This is a genomic window from Microbacterium sp. MYb62 (genome assembly GCF_002979475.1).
In the GTDB taxonomy this organism is placed as follows: Bacteria; Actinomycetota; Actinomycetes; order Actinomycetales; family Microbacteriaceae; genus Microbacterium.
The window spans coordinates 109,715-131,503 of record NZ_PCOY01000006.1 but is presented as its reverse complement, the minus strand read 5'-3'; the positions used below and the strand labels follow the sequence as shown (position 1 = coordinate 131,503).

Annotated in this window: 18 protein-coding genes; 8 read left to right on the top strand and 10 right to left on the bottom strand. The window is 67.6% G+C overall.

The genetic code is table 11. The features are described 5' to 3' along the window. Positions 1-28: 28 nt before the first annotated feature. A complete protein-coding gene (locus tag CQ042_RS08965; RefSeq protein ID WP_105670130.1) occupies positions 29-2,155 on the bottom strand; it encodes a type IIA DNA topoisomerase subunit B in 2,127 nt (708 codons plus the stop codon). A 180-nt stretch (positions 2,156-2,335) separates the two neighbouring features. On the opposite strand from CQ042_RS08965, the gene CQ042_RS08960 reads away from it, so the two are divergent. Continuing rightward, the gene (locus CQ042_RS08960) at positions 2,336-2,554 is read left to right on the top strand and encodes a hypothetical protein (RefSeq protein ID WP_021200689.1); all 219 of its coding nucleotides are present in this window, start codon (positions 2,336-2,338) and stop codon (positions 2,552-2,554) included. Positions 2,555-2,594: 40 nt separating this feature from the next. Here CQ042_RS08960 and CQ042_RS08955 read toward each other — a convergent pair whose 3' ends face one another. Next, positions 2,595-3,635 (bottom strand): alanine racemase, encoded by a 1,041-nt coding sequence (locus CQ042_RS08955; protein WP_105670129.1) that lies wholly within the window; start codon positions 3,633-3,635, stop codon positions 2,595-2,597. Beyond that, a complete protein-coding gene (locus tag CQ042_RS08950) occupies positions 3,632-4,339 on the bottom strand; it encodes an alanine racemase (RefSeq protein WP_258132162.1) in 708 nt (235 codons plus the stop codon). The genes CQ042_RS08955 and CQ042_RS08950 overlap by 4 nt, the downstream gene beginning before the upstream one ends. A gap of 80 nt (positions 4,340-4,419) precedes the next feature. On the opposite strand from CQ042_RS08950, the gene CQ042_RS08945 reads away from it, so the two are divergent. Further along, on the top strand, positions 4,420-5,436 hold the full coding sequence (locus CQ042_RS08945) for a sugar-transfer associated ATP-grasp domain-containing protein (RefSeq protein WP_105670128.1): 1,017 nt from the start codon (positions 4,420-4,422) through the stop codon (positions 5,434-5,436). 57 nt (positions 5,437-5,493) lie between these two features. Here CQ042_RS08945 and CQ042_RS08940 read toward each other — a convergent pair whose 3' ends face one another. From CQ042_RS08940 to CQ042_RS08930, 3 genes are all read right to left on the bottom strand, one after another. After that, positions 5,494-6,189, bottom strand: coding sequence for a coenzyme F420-0:L-glutamate ligase (locus CQ042_RS08940; protein WP_105670127.1), 696 nt, complete (start codon positions 6,187-6,189; stop codon positions 5,494-5,496). Beyond that, positions 6,186-7,424 carry an RNA polymerase sigma factor gene (locus CQ042_RS08935; protein WP_105670126.1) on the bottom strand — a complete coding sequence of 413 codons (1,239 nt, stop codon included), beginning with the start codon at positions 7,422-7,424 and terminating at the stop codon, positions 6,186-6,188. Before CQ042_RS08935 ends, CQ042_RS08940 begins: the two co-directional genes overlap by 4 nt. 168 nt (positions 7,425-7,592) lie before the next feature. After that, on the bottom strand, positions 7,593-8,534 hold the full coding sequence (locus CQ042_RS08930; RefSeq protein WP_105670125.1) for a proteasome assembly chaperone family protein: 942 nt from the start codon (positions 8,532-8,534) through the stop codon (positions 7,593-7,595). A gap of 113 nt (positions 8,535-8,647) precedes the next feature. On the opposite strand from CQ042_RS08930, the gene CQ042_RS08925 reads away from it, so the two are divergent. The 3 genes from CQ042_RS08925 to sucB all read left to right on the top strand — a co-directional run bounded on the left by CQ042_RS08925 (position 8,648) and on the right by sucB (position 13,310). Continuing rightward, a complete protein-coding gene (locus tag CQ042_RS08925; RefSeq protein WP_105670124.1) occupies positions 8,648-10,120 on the top strand; it encodes a leucyl aminopeptidase in 1,473 nt (490 codons plus the stop codon). Between the two features lie 3 nt (positions 10,121-10,123). Beyond that, positions 10,124-11,497 (top strand): dihydrolipoyl dehydrogenase, encoded by a 1,374-nt coding sequence (gene lpdA / locus CQ042_RS08920; protein WP_105670123.1) that lies wholly within the window; start codon positions 10,124-10,126, stop codon positions 11,495-11,497. Between the two features lie 67 nt (positions 11,498-11,564). Next, on the top strand, positions 11,565-13,310 hold the full coding sequence (gene sucB / locus CQ042_RS08915; protein ID WP_105670122.1) for a 2-oxoglutarate dehydrogenase, E2 component, dihydrolipoamide succinyltransferase: 1,746 nt from the start codon (positions 11,565-11,567) through the stop codon (positions 13,308-13,310). Positions 13,311-13,320: 10 nt separating this feature from the next. Here the strand turns inward: sucB and CQ042_RS08910 are convergent, their stop codons facing one another. Continuing rightward, a complete protein-coding gene (locus tag CQ042_RS08910; protein ID WP_105670121.1) occupies positions 13,321-14,817 on the bottom strand; it encodes a hypothetical protein in 1,497 nt (498 codons plus the stop codon). A 161-nt stretch (positions 14,818-14,978) separates the two neighbouring features. Here CQ042_RS08910 and CQ042_RS08905 point away from each other — a divergent pair, with 161 nt between their 5' ends. Then, positions 14,979-15,689, top strand: a complete 711-nt coding sequence (locus tag CQ042_RS08905) for a DUF4191 domain-containing protein (protein WP_105670120.1) — start codon at positions 14,979-14,981, stop codon at positions 15,687-15,689. A gap of 60 nt (positions 15,690-15,749) precedes the next feature. Here the strand turns inward: CQ042_RS08905 and CQ042_RS08900 are convergent, their stop codons facing one another. Beyond that, entirely contained in the window at positions 15,750-16,937 is a 1,188-nt protein-coding gene (locus tag CQ042_RS08900; protein WP_105670119.1) for a RimK family alpha-L-glutamate ligase, read from the bottom strand. 20 nt (positions 16,938-16,957) lie between these two features. Here CQ042_RS08900 and CQ042_RS08895 point away from each other — a divergent pair, with 20 nt between their 5' ends. Next, on the top strand, positions 16,958-17,449 hold the full coding sequence (locus CQ042_RS08895; RefSeq protein ID WP_181157506.1) for a RimK/LysX family protein: 492 nt from the start codon (positions 16,958-16,960) through the stop codon (positions 17,447-17,449). Between the two features lie 7 nt (positions 17,450-17,456). Here CQ042_RS08895 and CQ042_RS08890 read toward each other — a convergent pair whose 3' ends face one another. Next, entirely contained in the window at positions 17,457-17,852 is a 396-nt protein-coding gene (locus tag CQ042_RS08890; protein WP_258132159.1) for an RDD family protein, read from the bottom strand. A 147-nt stretch (positions 17,853-17,999) separates the two neighbouring features. On the opposite strand from CQ042_RS08890, the gene glnA reads away from it, so the two are divergent. Further along, positions 18,000-19,424: a type I glutamate--ammonia ligase gene (gene glnA / locus CQ042_RS08885; protein WP_105670117.1), complete on the top strand. Its 1,425-nt coding sequence runs from the start codon at positions 18,000-18,002 to the stop codon at positions 19,422-19,424. An 81-nt stretch (positions 19,425-19,505) separates the two neighbouring features. Here the strand turns inward: glnA and CQ042_RS08880 are convergent, their stop codons facing one another. After that, positions 19,506-21,746 carry an arylsulfatase gene (locus tag CQ042_RS08880; RefSeq protein WP_105670116.1) on the bottom strand — a complete coding sequence of 747 codons (2,241 nt, stop codon included), beginning with the start codon at positions 21,744-21,746 and terminating at the stop codon, positions 19,506-19,508. Between the last annotated feature and the right edge of the window lie 43 nt (positions 21,747-21,789).

Genomic DNA, 21,789 nt, shown 5'->3' with positions numbered 1-21,789 from the left:
CGGGCCGGCTTCTTTCGTGCATCCGACCTCAGGCGTCGATCGACTCGCGGGAAAGTCGGTCCGAGGAGTCGATGATGAATTCACGGCGCGGGGCGACCTCGTTGCCCATCAGCAGCTCGAAGACGCGGCCTGCGGCTTCCGCGTCCTCCATGCGCACGCGGCGCAGCAGGCGACCCGAGCGGTCCATGGTGGTGTTCGCCAGCTGCTCGGCGTCCATCTCACCGAGTCCCTTGTAGCGCTGGATCGGCTCGTGCCAGCGCTTGCCCGCCTTGCGGAGCTTCGCGAGCAGCGTATGCATCTCCTGCTCGCTGTACGTGTAGATCGTCTCGTTCGGCTTCGATCCGGGGTTCATCACGATGACCCGGTGCAAGGGCGGGACGGCCGCGAACACCCGCCCGTGCTCGATCAGGGGCCGCATGTAGCGGAAGAACAGGGTGAGCAGCAGGGTGCGGATGTGCGCGCCGTCGACGTCGGCGTCGCTCATCAGGATGATCTTGCCGTAGCGAGCGGCATCGATGTCGAAGGTCCGGCCGGAGCCGGCCCCGATCACCTGGATGATCGACGCGCACTCGGTGTTCGACAGCATGTCGCCGACCGAAGCCTTCTGCACGTTGAGGATCTTCCCTCGAATCGGCAGCAGTGCCTGGAACTCGCTGTTGCGCGCGTTCTTCGCCGTCCCGAGAGCCGAGTCGCCCTCGACGATGAACAGTTCGCTGCGCTCCACCTCGTTGGTCCGGCAGTCGACGAGCTTGGTCGGGAGCGTCGAGGACTCGAGCGCGTTCTTGCGCCGCTGGGTCTCCTTGTGCGCACGCGCGGAGACGCGTGCCTTCATCTCGGAGACGATCTTGTCCAGCAACTGCGATGCCTGGTTCTTGTCGTCGCGCTTGGTGGAGCTGAAGCGCTGCGCGAGGTCCTTGCGGATCACCTGCGCCACGATCTGCCGCACAGCCGGTGTGCCGAGCACTTCCTTCGTCTGGCCCTCGAACTGCGGCTCGGGCACGTTCACCGTGAGCACCGCCGTGAGCCCGGCGAGGACGTCGTCCTTCTCGAGCTTGTCGTTGCCCACCTTGAGCCGGCGGGCGTTCTGCTCCACCTGGCTGCGGAGCACCTTGAGCAGCTCCTGCTCGAAACCCTGCTGGTGGGTTCCCCCCTTGGGCGTGGAGATGATGTTGACGAACGAGCGGACCTTGGTGTCGTATCCGGTCCCCCAGCGCAGCGCGATGTCGACGGCGCACACGCGCTCGACCTCGGTGGCGACCATGTGGCCGTCGGCCTGCAGCACCGGAACGGTCTCCTTGAAGGTGCCCTCGCCCTGGATGCGCCAGTTGTCGGTGACGGGCGGGTCGATCGCGAGGAAGTCGACGAACTCGGAGATCCCGCCCTCATAGAGGTATGAGGTCTCGGTGGGCCCGACGGTGGTCGTCTCGCCGTCCGAATCCGGAACGGGGATGACCTGCCCGGCGGCGCGTTCGTCCTTGACGAAGATCTCGAGCCCCGGAACGAGGAAGGCCGTCTGCCTCGCCCTGGTCTCGAGTTCGCCGAGCTGGAAGGCGGCATCCTTGGTGAAGATCTGCCGGTCGGCCCAGTAGCGCACACGAGTACCGGTGACGCCGCGCGGCGCCTTGCCGATGACGCGGAGTTCGCTGTTGTCCTCGAACGGGGTGAACGGCGCATCGGGGCGCTTCTCGCCGGTGTCGGTGAAGATGCCGGGTTCACCGCGGTGGAAGGACATCGCGTATGTCTTGCCCCCGCGATCCACTTCGACGTCGAGCCGCTCGGACAGCGCGTTCACGACGGAAGCGCCGACACCGTGGAGTCCGCCGGAGGCGGCGTAGGAGCCGCCGCCGAACTTCCCGCCGGCGTGCAGCTTCGTGTAGACGACCTCGACGCCGGTGAGACCGGTGCGCGGCTCGACGTCGACCGGGATGCCGCGACCACGGTCGTGCACCTCGACGCTTCCGTCGGCGTGGAGGATGATGTCGATCTTCGTGCCGTTGCCGGCGACGGCCTCGTCGACGGAGTTGTCGATGATCTCCCAGAGGCAGTGCATGAGCCCGGGCGACCCGTTCGACCCGATGTACATCCCTGGGCGCTTGCGGACGGCCTCGAGGCCTTCAAGCACCTGGAGATGATGGGCGGAGTACTCGGCATTCACAATCTCCGAGTCTAATCTCGCCAGCCCCCTCGGCTCCGCAGACACTCCCCGCGGCAGGCCACTCCACGGTGGTCGCGTACGCGCTGAGCGAAACACGCCGCAAACCGGGCATGCGTACAGGTGGAGCGTGGTTGTATTGAGCAAATCCCCCAGCGAAGCCGACACCCGAGGAGGCCCGAGATGAACGCAACGACCGAACGTGACACCTCCACCGTCGAGTTCCGCCTGACCGCTATGGATCGTTGTGATTCCTGCGGCGCTCAGGCGTACATCGCCGCTGAGGTCAACGGATCCGAGCTTCTGTTCTGCGCCCACCATGGCCGCAAGTACGAAGAGAAGCTCCGCAGCATCGCCACCAGCTGGCACGACGAGACCGCCCGTCTCGTCGAGACGGTCTGATCAGGACCTGACTCCGGTCCGCCGATCGCGCTGACCTCGGTCAGTCGACGACGACCCTTCGCACGCGCGGTGTGAGGCGGGTGAGGATCTCCTCGCCCACGGTATCGATCCGCTCGGCGAGGGTCGTCGCCGAGGTCTCGCCGCACTCCCCCGCGCCGAACAGGACGACCTCGTCTCCGAGGCGTGCCCCCGGCCAGCCCTCGACGTGAGAATCCGTGTGGCCGATCGACGTGAGCGTTCGCGCTCCGCCGGGTGTGCCCACGAGCGCCCCGGCCAGGGTGGAAGGCAACCCGTCGAAGCTGCCGATTCCGATCGTCACTCCGCCTTCGCCGACGTCGATGACCGTGGTGACGAGGGCCGCCGCGGGAACGATCCCGTCGAGCTCCGGCCCCTCGGCCGAGCGGATTCCGTAGCAGAACGCGCCGATGCGCGACAGCGTGCCGCGCAGCTCGGGGCGCCACCACGAGGCTGCCGACGCCGTCAGGTGCAGGGCCGCGGGTATCGGCCCGGACTCCCCCACGATGCGGACGGCTTCGAGGAACGACTCCTGAGCGTCATCGTCGTCCGCATCGCTCGCTTCCGCGATGTGGCTCCACACGCCTTCCAGCGCCAAGAGCCCCGCTCGCTCTGCGCGCCGCGCCTCGGCCACGGCCGCCGACCAGTCATCGGGGAGGATGCCGTTGCGGTGCAGACCCGTGTCGATCTTCAGATGCACCCTGGCACTTGTGCCGAGTGCCTCCGCACGAGCGATGATGCGGCGGAGATAGTCGATGGTGCCGACGCCGAGGTCGATCTTCTGCAGCAGCGCATCGTCGATCTCCAGGTCCGTCGACGTGACCCAGGCGAAGATCCTGGCATCACCCCCGGCGACCCGGCGCACAGCCAATGCGCTGCGGATGTCGTAACTGCCGAACCACTCGACGCCCGCTTCGAGGGCGGACTCCACCGCCCACGAGAGCCCGTGACCGTAGGCATCGTCCTTGAGCACGAGCATCAGCGTCGACGGATCTATCCGCGCACGCACCGCGTCGATGTTCGCATGCAGGACTCTGCTGCTCAGACGCAGCTCCGGGCGCGTCATGCCTCCCACCCCCGCACCGCGTGCGCACCGGCGACGGTGGCGAGCTCTGCAGCGCCCATGCCCGTGACCGCTGCCCACCGCATGATGGCCTGCCTCGCAGGGCCTTCGCCGCCGAAGTAGGTGACTTCCGTGCCGACCTCCGCGTCGTCGCCCTCGAGGTCGACGACGCAGACGTCCATCGCGACCCGGCCGACGATGCGCCTCGCGACGTGGCCGACCTCGACGTGCGCGCGATTTCCGAGCGCGCGGACGATGCCCTGCGCGTATCCCCCCGTGACGAGCGCCACCGTCGTCTCCGCGGTAGCACGATAGGCGTACCCGTAGGAGACCGCGTCACCGACCCGAAGCCGCTTGGTGGAGAGAACACGGCCGGTGAGGCGCATCGCCGGTCGCGCGATGAGAGCATCGCCGCCGTCGCGGGGCAGCCCGTAGAGGAGATGCGGGTCGATGTCCGGCACGCCGGTCATGATTCCCTCGATCCTCTCGAGGCGCAGCGCCTCGACTTCTCCCGAGGCGTCGACGAGCACACGCTCCGCGCCGGCGGCGGTGACCGCCTGCGCGACGGCGAGGACGCCGTGTCCCCAGGCGTCACGTCGGAGATCGGCGACACGACCGCCGGCGCGCACCGCCGCCGAGGCCCCCGCCGCCAGAGCCGAGCGGGAGATCATCGCCCGCGGAAGGGAGCTGGAGGTCGTCTCACACACGTGCCCCAGCCTAGCTTCCGACTCCCAGGTCGACCTTCGCGGTCCCCGTAGACTGGTGGGGACCCCGACCCTGGAGCCACATGTCCCGTCTTTCCCTCGCGCCCCGCATCCGCTACCTGCTGGGGCGCGCCCGCCGCATCGATGTCGGTTCGGTGGTGGAACGCGCCAAGGAGGCTTCGGCGCAGCACCACAAGGCCGTTCCCGCCATCGTGATCGACATGCTCTGGTCCGCCGCCCGGCACAACGTCGGGTTCCAGGACTACATCGACTGCGACTTCGCCATGCTGAACAAGGCCGAGCGCGAGACGTTCATGACGCACCCCGTGTCGAACCAGCTCTCGCAGCGGTACGACCACCCGGACTACCGGTGGATCTTCCAGGACAAGGTCGAGTTCGACAAGCAGTTCTCCCCTTTCCTCAAGCGCGAGTGGATGGTCGTCGAAGAAGGCAACGCGGACGCGGTCCGCGAGCTCACCGAGCGCCTCGGCACGATCGTCACGAAAGAGCCGGTGGGTCAGGCGGGCACCGGCGTGCACCGCTACCACGCCTCCGAGATCGAGGACTGGACCGCGTTCCATCGCGGACTCCTGGAGCGGGGCGAACTCCTGATCGAAGAAGTGATCCGTCAGCACGACGCTCTCGCGGCGGTGTGCCCCGGCACCGTCAACACGACCCGCATCACGGCCTTCTTCGACGGCGAGAAGGCGCACATCCTCGCGATGGCGCAGAAGTTCGGGCGCGGAGCCGTGAGCGATCAGATGACGTTCGGGGGCTTCTACACGATGCTCGACGAGAACGGTCATGCGGTCGGCGCCGGATACGACTCCCACGGCCATGTGCACGAGACTCATCCGGATTCCGGGTTCCGCATCGCCGACTTCCAGCTGCCCTACATGGACGAGGTGCGGGCGTTCATCGACGCGGTCGCCCGCGTCGTGCCGCAGGTGCAGTACGTCGGGTGGGACATCGTCGTCTCGCCTGACGGCCCCGTGCTCGTGGAGGGCAACTGGGGTGCAGGCGTGTACGAGAACAAGCCCAGCGTCACCGGCATCCGCACCGGTCACAAGCCCCGCTACCGCGAGGTCATCGGCTTCTGAGACAGCGAGAAGGCCCCGGATGCCGAGCATCCGGGGCCTTCTTCGTGAACTGACGGGTCAGACCGCGCGAACGATCCCGAGCGGGGTGGACTCGAGGCCCTGGCCCAGCGGGTTGTCTCCGAGGATCTTGACGAGGCGACGCTCGCCGTCCTTGTCGAGAGTCGAGCCGAGGATGTTCCCACCGAGGTCGTTGATGTCGACCACGGCGACCTCCGCCTGACCGCCGATCAGTGCCTTCACACGCGCGGCCACACCGTCGGGATCCTTCGGACCGAGCACGACCGCCTCGTTGTACGGAGGAATGGTGTGCTTGGTCGGACCGTCGATGGCTCGGGCTTTGTCTCCCGCGATGCGATAGAAGTCGCCACGACGACCGAATGCCTTGGTCACCGCCGCCACGGCGGACGCGAACAGGATCCGCGGCGTTCCGCACTCCCGAAGCGCCATCTCCATCGTCTCCGGCATGCCGAGACCGATGCCGTAGGGCGTGCGCGTGACGTACTTCGAGAGGAACAGAGCGAGTCTGCGGGGCTTGATCTCATCGAGACGGTACGAGCGTCCCTGTGTGATCGCGACGATCTTCTCGGTCACGAACAGCAGGTCTCCCGGCTGCACCGCGTCCTTCGCGTACTCCGTGATGATCGCGTCGAGATCGTCTTCGGGCATGACGACGCGAGTACGCAGCGGAATGCGCGCATAGCTCTTGCCGTCGACGCTCGCCTCGAGTGCCTTGCCGTCGTTCGCCTGGCTCATTCGAGGTAGTCCCGCAGGGACTGCGAGCGGCTCGGGTGGCGCAGCTTGGCCATGGTCTTCGACTCGATCTGACGGATGCGCTCACGCGTCACTCCGAACGTGTCGCCGATCTGGTCGAGCGTTTTCGGCTGGCCGTCGCCCAGGCCGAAGCGCATCCGGATCACGCCGGCCTCGCGCTCGGAGAGGGAGTCGAGCAGCTGCTCGAGCTGACGCTGCAGCATCGTGAAGCCCACGGCGTCGGCGGGGACCACGGCCTCGGTGTCCTCGATGAGGTCACCGAACTCGCTGTCTCCGTCTTCACCCAGCGGCGTGTGCAGGGAGATCGGCTCGCGGCCGTACTTCTGCACCTCGACGACCTTCTCCGGCGTCATGTCGAGCTCGCGGCTGAGCTCTTCCGGAGTGGGTTCGCGGCCGAGGTCCTGCAGCATCTGACGCTGCACTCGGGCGAGCTTGTTGATGACCTCGACCATGTGCACCGGGATGCGGATCGTACGGGCCTGGTCGGCCATGGCGCGGGTGATCGCCTGACGGATCCACCAGGTGGCGTACGTCGAGAACTTGAAGCCCTTGGTGTAGTCGAACTTCTCGACCGCACGGATGAGACCGAGGTTGCCCTCCTGGATCAGGTCCAGGAACTGCATGCCACGACCGGTGTAGCGCTTGGCGAGCGAGACCACGAGGCGCAGGTTCGCACCCAGCAGGTGGCTCTTGGCGCGCTGACCGTCACGGGCGACCCACTGCAGGTCGAGGCCGAGCTGACTCGTCTTCTCGGCCGCGGACATCGCCGACAGCTTCTCCTCGGCGAACAGGCCCGCCTCGATGCGCATCGCGAGCTCGACCTCTTCGGCCGCGTTGAGCAGCGCGACCTTTCCGATCTGCTTCAGGTAGTCCTTGACGGGGTCAGCCGTCGCACCGGTGATCTGCGTCGAGTAGACGGGAACGTCTTCGTCGTCGTTGGACGAGATGACGATCGCGCCGGTCGGCAGCGGCTCGGTGAACTTCGGCTTGGCGTCTTCGTCCTCGTCGTCCTCGACAGCAGCCGCTGCGGGAGCCTCGTCCTCTTCGACGACGTCCTCGGACTTCTTCTTCTTGACGGGGGCGCGCTTCGCGGCAGCGCGCTTCGCCGCACTCAGTGGCGCGGGCTTCTCGGGCGCATCGGCCTCGACCGGAGCGTCGGCGGTCGTCTCTTCGGCAGCCTTCTTCGTCCGGGTGTTCTTCGTCGTGGCAGGAGTCACGTTTCGCCTTTCACGGAGCTGCTGTGTAGCCCCGGGACATTTCGGACACTAGTAAGACCCTTGTCAAGTCCAGCGCTCGAAAACACTGATTGACAACGGGTCAGAGTCCTAGTATCGCACACGTGTGGCGATGCGGACGCATTCCGACGAAGTTCTCGTGGATCCGTCTCAACCGCGGCCCGGCTTGTCCTCATCGCCGGAAGGGCGCGAGGCCAGATAGCGCTCCAGCTCGGCGGCCAGTTCATCGGCGCTGGGAAGGTCCCGCTCGCTGAATCCGCCCTCGTCGTACGAGTCGTCGTCGGGGTTCCGGCCGGCCATGTAGGCGTCATAGCGCCGTTCGAGGTTGTGCACCATCTGCTGGAGCTCGTCGTTGCCGGCGACCTGCTCGTCGACGCGCGCCAGGTAGTCCTCACGACGCTCCTGCACGGCATCCAGCATCAGCACGAGGCCGGTCGACGCCATCAGCCGTTCGGCGGCGGCGATGACGGCATCCGGATTCTCGGTCTCGGCGAGGTAGTGCGGCACCAGCAGCACGAAGCCCACGGCGCGATCGCCGCGCTCGACGAACCGGAACTCGAGGAGGTGCCCTGCGGTCGCGGGCACCTGGGTGCGCGGGCGCCAGACCGAGTGCGCGACCGTGAGCTCGCGGCGATTGCCGCTGACCGTCGTGCCGATGGGGCGCGTGTGCGGTACGGGCATGGCGATCGAGTGCACCCAGTGCAGACCGGAGACCTCGAACTCCGCGGCCAGGGCGAGAACGGTGCTCGCGAAGAGGTTCCACGCGAAGTCGGGCTCGTAGCCGGCGAGGAGCAGGAAGGGACGACCGAGTGCGTCCGTCGCGAGCGACAGCTCGAGCCGCGGCGGCTTGAACTCGGTGAGGTGGTCCTGATCGAAGGAGATCACCGGACGGCGTGCCCGATAGTCCAGGAGGGCGTCGTTCTCGAACACGACGATCGGCTCCGGCGATGAGGTCTCACGGAGGTGATCGATCAGGCCGGACACGGCGCTGCCCGCGTCGGTGAAACCGGTGAGAAGCAGCACCAGAGGCAGGCCGTGCGGCACTGCGGGCGCATTCGCGACGCGGTCATGGATCTCACCGGAGAAGGGCATGTCTCCATGCTACGAGCAGGTCCGGATACCGGGGCGCGGAGCATCATGCTGAGAGCGAACACGCGCAACCGGGGCGCGCGACCATGCTGCGGCGGAGATCCTAGGATGGAGTCATGACGCTTCCCGCGCTCTCGCACACAACCGATCATTTCCCCGGAAGCGCTGCAGATGCCGCAGTGCTCGTCGTGACCACCCTCCCCGAATCGGCGGAATCGCTGGCCGCGTATCCCGGCCTCGCCGATACCTTGGCGGGTATCGGATTCACCGGCTCTGCCGGGTCCTTCGTCCGGGTGCACGCGCCGGAGGTGACCTCGCTGCCGTTCGCCGTCGTGGGGGCGGGTGCCAAGCCCGATGCCGCGGCGGTGCGCAACGCGACCGGCGCCGCACTGCGCTCCCTGACCGGATTCGACCACGTCGCGGTCGCTCTCGCCGACGGCCTCGACTCGTTCGCCGCCGCGGCGGCCGAGGGGGCAGTGCTCGGCGGACACCGGTTCGACGGATACCGCACCGAGAAGGGCAAGACCCGCGCCGTTGCGGTCACGCTCCACGCGGACCTCAGCGATGACGACGTCGCACACGCGCAAGCCATCGGTGACGCGGTCGCTCTCATCAAGGACCTCGTGAACGTCCCCGCAGAGTGGCAGAGTCCCGCACAGCTCGCGCAGAGCGCGGCCGACAGTGTCGCCGACCTCGAAGTGACCGTCGACATCCTCGACGAGAAGGCGCTCGCCGACCAGGGATTCGGCGGCATACTGGGCGTCGGACAGGGCTCGGACCGTCCCCCGCGGCTCGTACGACTCGACTACTCCCCTGCGGATGCGACACGGCACATCGCCCTGGTCGGCAAAGGCATCACCTTCGACACCGGCGGCCTGTCGCTGAAGCCCGCCGCATCGATGGTCGGCATGAAGTTCGACATGGCGGGCGCCGCCACCTCGCTCGCGGCGATCCGCGCGATCGCGACGCTCGGCCTCCCGGTCCACGTGACCGCCTGGCTCTGCATCACCGACAACATGCCCTCCGGCCGCGCGCTGCGCCCCGGCGACGTCATCCGCATCCTCGACGGCACGACCGTCGAGGTCAACAACACCGACGCCGAGGGCCGACTCGTCCTCGCCGACGGCCTCGTCGCCGCGAGCCGCGAGAACCCGGACGTCATCATCGACGTGGCCACCCTCACGGGAGCAATCGTCGCCGCTCTCGGCCACCGGCACACCGGCGTGTTCGGCGACGACGACACGGTCGCCGAGTTCCTCGCCGCGACCGACCTGGTCGATGAGCCCGCGTGGCACATGCCGCTACCGGACTACATGGAGGAGTCGCTCGAGTCCCCCATCGCTGATCTGCAGAACGCGAACATGAGCGACCGGATGGGCGGCGCCTCGTTCGCCGGCCTGTTCCTGCGCCGGTTCGTCGGGCGAACCTCGGATGCCGACGACGCACCGCGTATCCCGTGGGTGCATCTCGACATCGCCGGTTCCGGCGAGCACGCCGGTTCCGCCTACGGCTTCACTGAGAAGGGTCCCACCGGGGCGATGGTCCGATCGATCGTCGCCTTCGCCGCAGCATCCCACACGGAGGCATGACAGATGACAACCCACACCTTCGACATCGTCGTCCTGGGCGGCGGCAGCGGTGGATACGCCGCGGCGCTGCGGGCCAGCGAGCTCGGCAAGACCGTCGCTCTCATCGAGAAGGACAAGGTCGGCGGCACCTGCCTGCACCGCGGGTGCATTCCCACCAAGGCGCTGCTGCACGCGGCCGAGGTGGCCGAGCACGTACGCGATGCCGCGTCCGTCGGCGTGACCGCGACGCTCGAGGGCATCGACCCCGCCGGGGTCCGTGCGTACCGCGAGGGGATCGTCGCCAAGAAGTTCAAGGGACTCGAAGGTCTCGTCAAGGCCCGTGGCATCACGACGGTCGCCGGACTCGGTCGGCTGAATCCTGATCGCAGCATCAGCGTCGGCGACGACGTCTACGTGGGCACGGACGTCGTGCTCGCGACCGGCTCCTACAGCCGCTCGCTTCCCGGTCTGGACATCGGCGGACGCATCCTCACGAGCGAGCAGGCGCTCGCCCTCGATGTCATTCCCAAGCGCGTCCTCATCCTCGGCGGCGGTGTGATCGGCGTCGAGTTCGCCAGCGTCTGGCGCTCCTTCGGCTCCGAGGTCACCATCATCGAGGCGCTGCCTCATCTCGTCCCGAACGAGGACATCGCCCTCAGCAAGGGCCTGGAGCGGGCCTTCCGCCGCCGCGGCATCCAATACTCGCTCGGCGTCCGCTTCCAGAGCGCCGCGCAGGACGACTCGTCCGTCACCGTCACGCTCGAGGACGGCGCACAGTTCACGGCCGACTACCTGCTCGTCGCCGTCGGACGCGGCCCGGTCACAGCCGACCTCGGGTTCGAAGAGGCCGGCGTGACGCTCGATCGCGGCTTCGTGACCGTCGACGAGTACCTGCGAACCGGCGTGCCCGGCGTCTGGGCGGTGGGCGACATCGTCCCCGGCCTGCAGCTCGCGCACCGCGGCTTCCAGCAGGGCATCGCCGTCGCCGAGCGGATCGGCGGGCTCACGCCGGCCAACATCCCGGATGTGCAGATCCCCAAGGTGACGTATTCGAGCCCCGAGGTCGCCTCGGTGGGCGTGACCGAGGAGGCGGCGGTCACCGAGCACGGAGCCGACGCGATCGTCGCGTACGAGTACAACCTCGCCGGAAACGGCAAGAGCGAGATCATCGGAACGAGTGGTCTCGTGAAGGTCGTCCGCCTCAAGGACGGCCCCGTCATCGGCGTGCATCTTCTCGGCGATCGCGTCGGGGAGCTCATCACCGAAGGCCAGCTCGCTGTCGCCTGGGAGGCCCACCCGGAGGACATCGCACCCCTGATCCATGCCCACCCGACCCAGAGCGAGGCCCTCGGCGAGGCCTTCCTCGCCCTGGCCGGCAAGCCCCTGCACGCCCTCTGAGCACCAACCGGTGCCCGAGTCACTAAGCTAGACAAGCGTCATACAACTTCCTGAAGGAGACTCAGTCATGAGCACATCCGTCGTCCTCCCCGCTCTCGGCGAGAGCGTCACAGAGGGTACGGTCACCCGCTGGCTCAAGCAGGTGGGAGACACCGTGCAGGCGGACGAGGGCCTGCTCGAGATCTCGACCGACAAGGTCGACACCGAGATCCCCTCCCCCGTGTCCGGTGTGATCGAGGAGATCCTCGTCTCCGAGGACGAGACCGTCGAGGTCGGCGCCCTGCTCGCGCGCATCGGCGACGGCAGCGCCGCGGCTCCGGCCGCAGACGCGCCCGCCGCCGCTGCTCCTGCCGCAGAGGAGGCGCCCGCCGAGGCCGCTCCGGCTGAAGCTGCACCCGCGGCTCCGGCGCCTGCCGCAGAAGCCCCCGCGGCCGAGACCGCACCCGCGGCTCCCACCGGCGACGCGACGGACATCGTGCTCCCCGAGCTCGGTGAGAGCGTGACCGAGGGCACCGTGACCCGGTGGCTGAAGCAGGTCGGCGACAGCATCGCGGTCGACGAGGCCCTTCTGGAGATCTCCACCGACAAGGTCGACACCGAGATCCCCTCGCCGGTCGCCGGCGTTCTGCAGGAGATCGTCGCGGCCGAAGACGAGACCGTCGCCGTCGGCGCCGTGCTCGCCCGTGTCGGCTCGGGTGCTGCGGCAGCCGCTCCGGCTCCTGCCGCAGAAGCTCCTGCCGCTCCGGCTCCCGCAGCTTCGGCTCCCGCAGCTCCGGCTCCCGCCGCAGAAGCGCCTGCCGCTCCGGCACCCGCAGCCGCTCCGACACCGGCCCCCGCGCCGGCACCTGCCGCTGCAGCACCGGCCGCTGCAGCACCTGCAGCGCCGAAGCTCACGCTGCCCACCGAGAGCGACAACCTGTACGTGACACCGCTGGTGCGACGCCTGGCCTCTCAGCAGGGCGTCGACCTGGCCACCGTCACCGGCACCGGTGTGGGCGGTCGCATTCGCAAGGAAGACGTGCTGAAGGCTGCGGAGACCGCGCCGGCAGCACCCGCCGCTCCGGCGGCCGCTGCTCCGGCTCCACTCGAGGTCTCTCCGCTGCGCGGCACCACCCAGCCGATGTCGCGTCTGCGCAAGGTCCTCGCCAAGCGTGCGGTGGAGTCGATGCAGCAGACGGCACAGCTGACCACGGTCGTCGAGGTCGATGTCACGGCTCTCGCCGAGTACCGCGACAGCGTGAAGGCGTCGTTCCTCGAGAAGACCGGCGACAAGCTGTCCTTCCTGCCGTTCTTCGCACTCGCGAGCGCAGAGGCTCTCCAGGCGTTCCCGATCGTGAACGCCACCGTCGACGGGGAGCAGATCGTCTACCCCGCGACCGAGAACGTGTCGATCGCCGTCGACACCGAGCGCGGCTTGCTCACCCCCGTCCTGCGGGACGCGGCGTCGAAGAACATCGCGCAGATCGCGCACGAGATCGCTGATCTCGCCGCCCGCACGCGCGAGAACAAGCTGAAGCCCGACGAGCTCGCCGGCGGCACCTTCACGCTGACCAACACCGGTTCGCGCGGTGCGCTGTTCGACACGCCCGTCGTCTTCCTCCCGCAGTCCGCGATCCTCGGCACCGGTACGGTCGTCAAGCGCCCTGGCCTCGTCAAGGTCGGCGGCGCCGATGCGATCGCGATCCGGTCGTACGTGTACCTCGCCCTCTCGTATGACCACCGGATCATCGACGGTGCTGACGCGGCGCGCTTCCTCGGCGCGATCAAGGCCCGTCTCGAGGCCGCGCAGTTCGCGTCCCAGCTCGGCGCCTGACAGCGAGAGATCATCCTGGCTGGTCCGCGACGTCGTAGACGTCGCGGACCAGCCATTTGTCTGCGGAGCGGATGAGTACCACCATCAGTTGCCCGGGAGCATCCGCGCTCGCCTCTTCCCCCTCGGCGGGAACTCCGATCCTCAGTCGGACGACGGCGACGTCCCCGTACTCGTCCACCAGCTCGGTGGTCGACGAGTCAGAGCCCACCGATGCGAGAGCGTCCAGGACTCCCGCGGAATCAGCCGCCACCGCAGCCGGGCACGAGGAGACCTCCTCCGCGCGACACTCCGCGATCGCGTCCAGCAGAGCGGGTATCGCCGTCTCCGGCGCGTCTGCGGTCGACTCCGCTCCGACATGCACATCCTCGGCAGCGTCAGCCTCCGCAGCGTCGGCGACACCGGGCTTCGTCGGCGTCTCCACAGGGGTCGACTCCTGCCCCTGCGGTGAGCGCACCCCCGCGGGGGTGCCTTCCACCGCGTCCGACACCTCGCCTGGGGCATCGCCGCTCGGCCAGAGCAGGCCGCCGGCAAGGACCGCTGTGGCGGCGGCGCCCGCGATGATCAACGAACGGCGTCGCACACCGACGCGCCGCTCCGCTCCTCTTCGCGCCGACTGATCGCCCTGCGGCGCCTGTGCAGTTCCCCGACCGTGACGGGCCCTCCCGAGACTTCGGATCCTGGCCCGGATCACATCCGGGACTCCCCGCACCAGAGCAACAGGGGCCGGTCTCATCGCGACAGCGCGCCGACCGTCCTGCCTGCGCACTCGATCCGCTCGTAGACGAGGTGCCGTCGGCCGCAGATCTCGTTCAACGCCTGTCCGAGCGGCTCTCCTGGCAGGTTCCGGGGCATGGGCACCACGCTCGAGCGGCTGCGGGGCAGCGATGCTCAGCAGGTCGTCCTCCCACGCTGAGATGAGCCCGTGCGGGATACGCGGCTGTGGTGCGGCCCTCTCCAACCCTTCGAGGATCGTGCCGAGCGCGCGCTTCAGCGCCTTGTCCGCGCTGTGCTCCGCCACCCGATCGATGATCTCGACCACGCCGACCCGGACATCGGTCCCGACGCCGAAGACGAACACCGGACGTCCCCCGTCGGTCAGCCACCACTCCCCGGCACGGACGCCCTCGATGCCCTCGCCCACCTCATCGAGTCCGCGGAGAATGCTGATGACGAGCGTGCTGTTCTCCCCCGGAGTGAGGATCGCGCCGGCGGCCGTCCGTCGAACGAGGAAGGCCGTGACCCGCTCGGTGCACCACGGGAGCAACGCGTCATGTCCGTCCCTGCGCCGACAGACATCGAGGGGCGCGGCGACGTGCTCCGCTCCGGAGAAGCGCCACCCCACCCATCCCCCGAGGGCCGCCGCATCCACCCGCACGGCCACCCCGTCTCCCGAGGTCACGAGCGTCCCTGCGAACGGCCCCTCGCTCGCGTCGAGGGTCCGGACCACTCGATGCGTCCCCGGAAGAAGAGGCGGCCCCACGCCGCCTTCATTCTCGATGTCTGCCATGTCCCCATCACACCGCAGGCCCGAGAGGTTCTCGCCCTCTCCGGAGCGATGCGAACAGATAGCGCCCTGCATCGCAGTCGTGCAGGAGAAGTTGTGTCGCACGCTCCGCTCGGCGCGAACGGCGACATCACGGAGCCCGCGGACTCGGTAGGCTGGTCCTCATGGCAAAGCGTGCTCCTGAACCCGAAAAGCGTCCTGGGTTCTTCTCCCAGATCAAGTCCCTCTTCCGGTTCACCCGCGAGGCCTACTCGTGGCTCCCCTGGGCCCAGATCGCGATCCTCGTCGGAGGCGTCCTCCTCGGCCTCGTCGCCGGGTACCTGATCCCGCCGTTCCAGGTCTGGACGCTCGTCCTGTGGGGAATCACAGGACTGATGCTGGGTGTTCTCGGCGCACTCTTCCTCATGACACGGCTCTCGACGTCTGCCATGTACACGAAGATCGACGGCATGCCCGGAGCCGCGGGACACGTGCTCAGCACCAGCCTGGGCCGCAAGTGGCAGGCTTCCGACACGCCTGTCGGCATCAACCCGAAGACGCAGGAAGCCGTCTACCGCACGATCGGTCGAGGCGGCATCGTCGTCGTCGGCGAAGGTGCACGTGGCCGGCTGACCCGCCTCGTCAACGAGGAGCGCAGCAAGGCTCAGCGCGTGGCACACGGCGTGCCGGTCACGGTGCTCTACGTGGGGCACGGCGAAGATGAGGTCCCGATCGCGGATCTCTCCAAGACGATCAAGAAGCTGCCGAAAGCGATCGACAAGGCCACCATGTCCGCGGTGATCCGCCGTGTCGACTCCGTATCGCAGTCGCTGTCCTCGCTGCCGATCCCGAAGGGCATCGACCCGACGAAGGTGCGTTCGCAGCGCCCTCGTTGAGTACGTACGAGACCGAAGCGTGAGAGCGCGGCCGCCCCCGGAGGGCGGCCGCGCTCTTCGTCATTCCGACAGGGGCTGCCGTGGCAGCCGGCGGACCTTCGCGCGGCGACGGCGGCGTTCGGGGACCATCGACCGCATCTCGTCGAGCTTGCCGAAGCAGAACAGTCTGTCGTCCGCTTCGAGCACGACGTGCTTGCGCGGGTTGGGAATCACGCTGACGCCGCGGTGCAGGGTGAGCACCGTGATGTCGCGTTCCCAGAGCCCGGCCTCGCCCAGGGTCTTCCCCACCAGGTCGACGGCGCCGTGGACCATCAGCTCGGCCACGCCGTATCCCGTCGAGACCGTCAGACGTTGCCTCACGTCGATCTCGGGGAAAGCGACCTGACCGGCGATGTAGTCGATGATGGCGCCGGCGACATCGAGCTTCGTGGCGGTCTCGATGCCCTGCAGGCCCGGCGAGGAGTTGACCTCCATCACGAGAGGGCCTTCATCGCCTTCGAGCATGTCGACGCCGGCGACGCGCAGCCCCATGATCTGGGCCGAGCGCACCGCGGCGCGCTCGTACACGGGGTCGAGCTCGACGGCCTCGACCGATCCCCCGCGATGCACGTTGGAGCGGAACTCGTCTCCGGCGGCGGACCGTCGCATCGCGGCGACCACCCGGTCGCCGACGACCAGGGCGCGGATGTCTCGCCCGCGGCTCTCCGAGATGAACTTCTGGATGAGGACGTTCTGCTTGGTGGAGTGCAGCGTCTCGATGATCGCCTCGGCGACCTTCACCTGCGGGGCGAGGATGACGCCGATGCCCTGGGTGCCCTCCAGGAGCTTGATCACGACGGGCGCGCCGCCGACGCGCTCGATCGCCGGGCGCACGTCCGCACGATTGCGCACGAACGCGGTCGGAGGCATCGCGATGTTGTGTCGTGACAGGATCTGGTTCGCACGGAGCTTGTCGCGCGCACTGGAGATCCCGTTCGCGGTGTTCGGCGTGTAGACGTCCATCTGCTCGAACTGGCGCACGACGGCGGTGCCGAAGTAGGTGATCGAGTTGCCGATGCGCGGCAGGATCGCGTCATAGTCGCTGAGCTGACGACCCCGGTAGTGCAGGTCGGGTTCCTCGGCGGTCAGGTCGATCGCGAAGCGCAGCGTGTTGAGCACCTTGACGTTGTGCCCGCGCTGAAGCGCGGCCGCACGCAGTCGCTGGGTGGAGTACGCCTGCGGCGCGCGGGAGAGCACTGCGATCTTCACGGGGGATTTTTCCTGCCAGGATGTATCAGGTGAGTAGGACTACCCCCCATTCAAACACCCTTACGGGGTGGCGAGAATGGGTGAGCCTGCCCGATCTCGGAGTCGACTGGCTCAAGGCCAAGATCGACACGGGCGCACGCACCTCATCGCTGCATGCTTTCGACATCGTGGAGTTCGAGCAGGACGACGAGCCCTGGGTCCGCTTCAAGGTCAAGCCCTGGCAGGACAGCCAGGAAGACGCCGTGGTCGTCCAGTGCCCCGTGCACGACCGTCGCGCCGTCCGCAGCTCGTCGGGACACGCGCAGGAGCGCCTTGTGGTGGAGCTGCTGATCCGACTCGTGGACCGCGAAGTGCTCGCCGAAGTCACACTCAGTAATCGCGACGAGATGGGCTTCCGGATGCTCATCGGACGCGAAGCGCTGCGTCAGGGCTTCGCCGTCGACCCGGCACGATCGTTCCTGGGCGGGCGAGCACCGCGTGAGGCGCGGCGCCGCAACCGCGGCAAGGTCTGAGTCGACCTCAGGCGCGGATCAGGACCGTCCCGGCCGCCTTGTCGTGGAGGCCGCGCTGATCGGGATCCCACACGACGGCAGGGATCACGAAGATCAGCAGCAGGGTGCGCACGAGAGGACGCCAGAGTCCCACCCAGCCGCCGCCGAGACGCACGACGCGCATGCCGAGGATGCGATGACCGGGGCTGCCGCCTGCGGTCGGGATGAACAGGACCTGCACCACGGCGAAGATCACGAGGGTCGCGAACGGGTCGTAGTCGAAGAATGCGAGCGACAGGATGACCGCGGCCGTCCAGTCGATCAGAAGGGCGCCGATGCGACGGCCAGGGCGGGCGATGCTCCTCGGGCCGGATTCGGGAAGTCCGAGACGCTCACCGGGGTACGTGTTCACTGCATCCGTCACTCCCCCAGCCTACCGAGCGCGATATGCCGCTCTGTCGTCTCGGCGCCTGTAACACGCCCGAAACAATGCGGATACCGTAGAGAAATCCCCCGTCCGTACTCTGCAGAGTGGCCGTGAAGCCATCGATCCGCATTACAGGAGTCGTACATGTTCAAAGATTCGTCCGAGGTACTGACCTACATCAAGGAGAACGACGTCAAGTTCCTTGACATCCGTTTCACCGATCTCCCGGGTGTGCAGCAGCACTTCAACATTCCTGCATCGACGGTCGACGAGGCTTTCTTCACCGACGGTCAGCTGTTCGACGGCTCTTCGATCCGCGGTTTCGCGAGTATCCACGAGTCCGACATGCAGCTCATCCCCGACGTGACGACCGCATACGTCGACCCGTTCCGCGAGGCGAGCACCCTCGTGATGCTGTTCGACATCTACAACCCGCGCACGGGCGAGATCTATTCGAAGGATCCGCGTCAGGTCGCCAAGAAGGCGGAGAAGTACCTGACGTCCACCGGCATCGCCGACACCGCATTCTTCGCCCCCGAGGCGGAGTTCTACATCTTCGACGACGTCCGCTACAACGTCACCTCGAACTCGAGCTTCTACAGCGTCGACTCGGAAGAGGGCGCGTGGAACACCGGCCGCGAGGAAGAGGGCGGCAACCTCGGGAACAAGACGCCGTACAAGGGCGGCTACTTCCCCGTCAGCCCCGTCGACAAGACCGCTGACCTCCGCGACGACATCACGCTCAAGCTGATCGACGCGGGATTCATCCTCGAGCGCTCGCACCACGAGGTCGGCACCGGCGGCCAGCAGGAGATCAACTACCGCTTCGACACGATGGTCCACGCGGCGGACGACATCCTCAAGTTCAAGTACATCGTCAAGAACACCGCCGAGGAGTGGGGCAAGGTCGCGACCTTCATGCCCAAGCCTCTGTACGGTGACAACGGTTCGGGCATGCACACCCACCAGTCGCTGTGGAGCGAAGGCAAGCCGCTGTTCTACGACGAGGCCGGCTACGGTCAGCTCAGCGACATCGCGCGCTGGTACATCGGCGGCATCCTGGCGCACGCGCCGGCGCTCCTCGCCTTCACCAACCCGACTCTGAACAGCTACCACCGTCTGGTGAAGGGCTTCGAGGCTCCGGTCAACCTGGTCTACTCGGCCGGCAACCGCTCCGCCGCGATCCGCATCCCGATCACGGGCTCCAACCCGAAGGCGAAGCGCATCGAGTTCCGCGCGCCCGACGCCTCCGGCAACCCGTACCTCGCCTTCGCCGCGCAGCTGATGGCGGGCCTGGACGGCATCAAGAACCGTATCGAGCCGCACGAGCCGGTCGACAAGGACCTCTACGAGCTCCCGCCCGAGGAGGCCAAGGACATCCCGCAGGTCCCGAACTCCCTGCTCGACTCGCTCGATGCGCTGGCGGCCGACCACCAGTTCCTCCTCGAGGGCGGCGTGTTCACCAAGGAGCTCATCGAGACCTGGATCTCGTACAAGTACGAGAACGAGATCCTGCCGATGGCCCAGCGCCCGCACCCGTTCGAGTACGAGCTGTACTTCGGCGTCTGACGACCGCAGCGCATCGCGAAGAGCCCGCCTCAGCTTGTGCTGGGGCGGGCTCGTCCGCGTCCGGGCGTCGGTGGGCGCAGGTCAGTTCGTGTAGATCACGTCGACCGAGTGGATCTCTCCGCTGAAAGGGAAGGGAGCGCGGTCGAAGTAGTCGAGCGAGACGGAGCCGCCGAGACAGACTCCGATGTCGAGGCAGTCGTTCGCGGTGAACAGCAACGGGACGCTGACGGGCACGGTACCGGTCACGATCCGGCGACCGTCGATCGAGATATCGATGCGCAGCGGTCCCGTCGGGCGGGGATCGATGTAACTGGTTTCCACGACGATCTCCGCCCGCCCCGCGAGAAGCCGCTCCGAGGAACGGATCTTCGTGCGGTGGATGATGAAGGTGTTGTACTCGTAGCAGAGGTACCCGTCGTCCAGGTAGCAGGTGAGCCCGCCGCCCGCACCGCCGAGGGCGTAGAGCACGCCTTCGGCACGCTCGGGGAGGACCGCATCGATGGTCACCCTGTTCGCCCGATTTCCCAGGGCCGGTGCGATGACCTCTGGCATGCGGCGCAGATCGCCCGTGAAGCTCCAGCTGCGATACGGGGTCGAGATGCGGAACTCGGGGTGGTAGATCGGCACCCAGAGGCCGCCGCCGATCGGGTAGACGCTGTTCTTCGCCGCCTCCATCGCGAAGAGCTCCCTGAGTTGTGCCAGCTTCTCCGGATGTTCCGCGGCGAGATCGTGTGCCTGAGTCCAGTCCTCGGTGAGATGGTAGAGCTCCCAGGCGTCCTGGTCCGGGCTCCAGTCGGCGATCCCGTCCGGAAGCCCGGGCACCCACGGGGCACGCGGGCCGAAGGCGGAGGCCATCCACCCGTCGTGGTAGATCGCCCGGCTGCCGAGGATCTCGAAGTACTGCGTGAGGTGAGTCTCCGCGGCCCCCGGATCCGTCAGAGCCGCGGCGAAGCTGGTGCCGTCGATCGGATCCTGATGCACGCCGCCGACCTCACGGGGAGGGGTGATGCCGAGCAGATCGTAAATGGTGGGAACGATGTCGGTGCAGTGCACGAACTGGGTCCGCGGGGCCGGGTCGGGGGTGATCCGTGCCGGCCAGCGCACCGCCATGGGGTTGCGCGTGCCCCCGAGATGGGAGGCCAGCAGCTTCATGCCCTTGTAAGGGGTGCTTCCCGCCCACGCCCAGCCCGCGTGGTACATGTTGTCCGCCTTGGCAGTCCCGAGTACGTCCAGCCCACCCATCTCCTTCAGCGCCTGGATGTGCATCGGCACCGTCGAGGGGATGCCGTTCTGGGCGAGGAGTTCGCTGATCGTGCCGTTCTGACCTTCACCTGAGGAGCCGTTGTCACCCCAGATGTAGAGGATCAGCGTGTTGTCGCCGTATCCGAGCGCCTCGATCTCGTCGATGACCCGACCAGCCTGCACGTCGGCGTGCTCGCCGAAGCCTGCGGCGACCTCCATCAGTCGCGCTTGGAACGCGCGCTCATCTTCGGGGATGTCGTCCCACGCGGGCATCCGCGGGTCGCGCGCGGTCAGGACGGCCTCGTCGGGGATCCATTTCCGCTCCTTCGCGCGCTCGAAGACGCGTTCGCGGTACTCGTCCCACCCGCCGTCGAATCGCCCCGCGTACTTGTCCGCCCACTCCTTCATGATGTGGTGCGGTCCGTGCAGCGCACCGGACGCCCAGTACAGGAAGAAGGGCTTGTCGGGCGCGAGCGCCTTGTGGTCGCGCAGCCAGCCGATGGCGTCGTCGGCGAGATCCTCGCTCAGGTGGTAGCCCGCTTCGGCTGTCTTCGGCGGCAGGACGCTCGTGGTGTTGCGTACCAGGTGGGGCTCGTACTGAGACGCCTCGCCTGCGAGGAAGCCGTAGAAGTACTCGAACCCGATGTGGGACGGCCAGTTGTGGAACGGCCCCGTCGCTCCCGTCTCGATCGCCGGGGTGTTGTGCCATTTGCCGAACGCCGCCGTCGAGTAGCCGTAGTCCTTCAGCACTTCCGCCCCGAGTGCGCTCGACCGTGGGATCTCCCCCGCATATCCGTCCCAGTCGTTGGCGAGCTCCGCGATCTGCCCGTTCCCGATCCGGTGATGATTCCGGCCGGACAGCAGAGATGCCCGAGTCGGTGAGCACATCGCGGTGGTGTGGAATCGGTTGAAACCGATCCCCTCGTCGATGACACGGGACAGGGTGTCGGTCCTCACCTCGCCACCGAAGGTGTCAGGGAGCCCCGGACCGGCGTCATCGATCAGGACGATGAGGATGTTCGGCGCATCCCCCGGCAGTCGCGACGGCGTCGCCCGCTGACCATAGGAGGATTCCTGCATGGTCCGGCCGGCGATGCTCGCAGACGGTGTGGGAGGGAAGGGA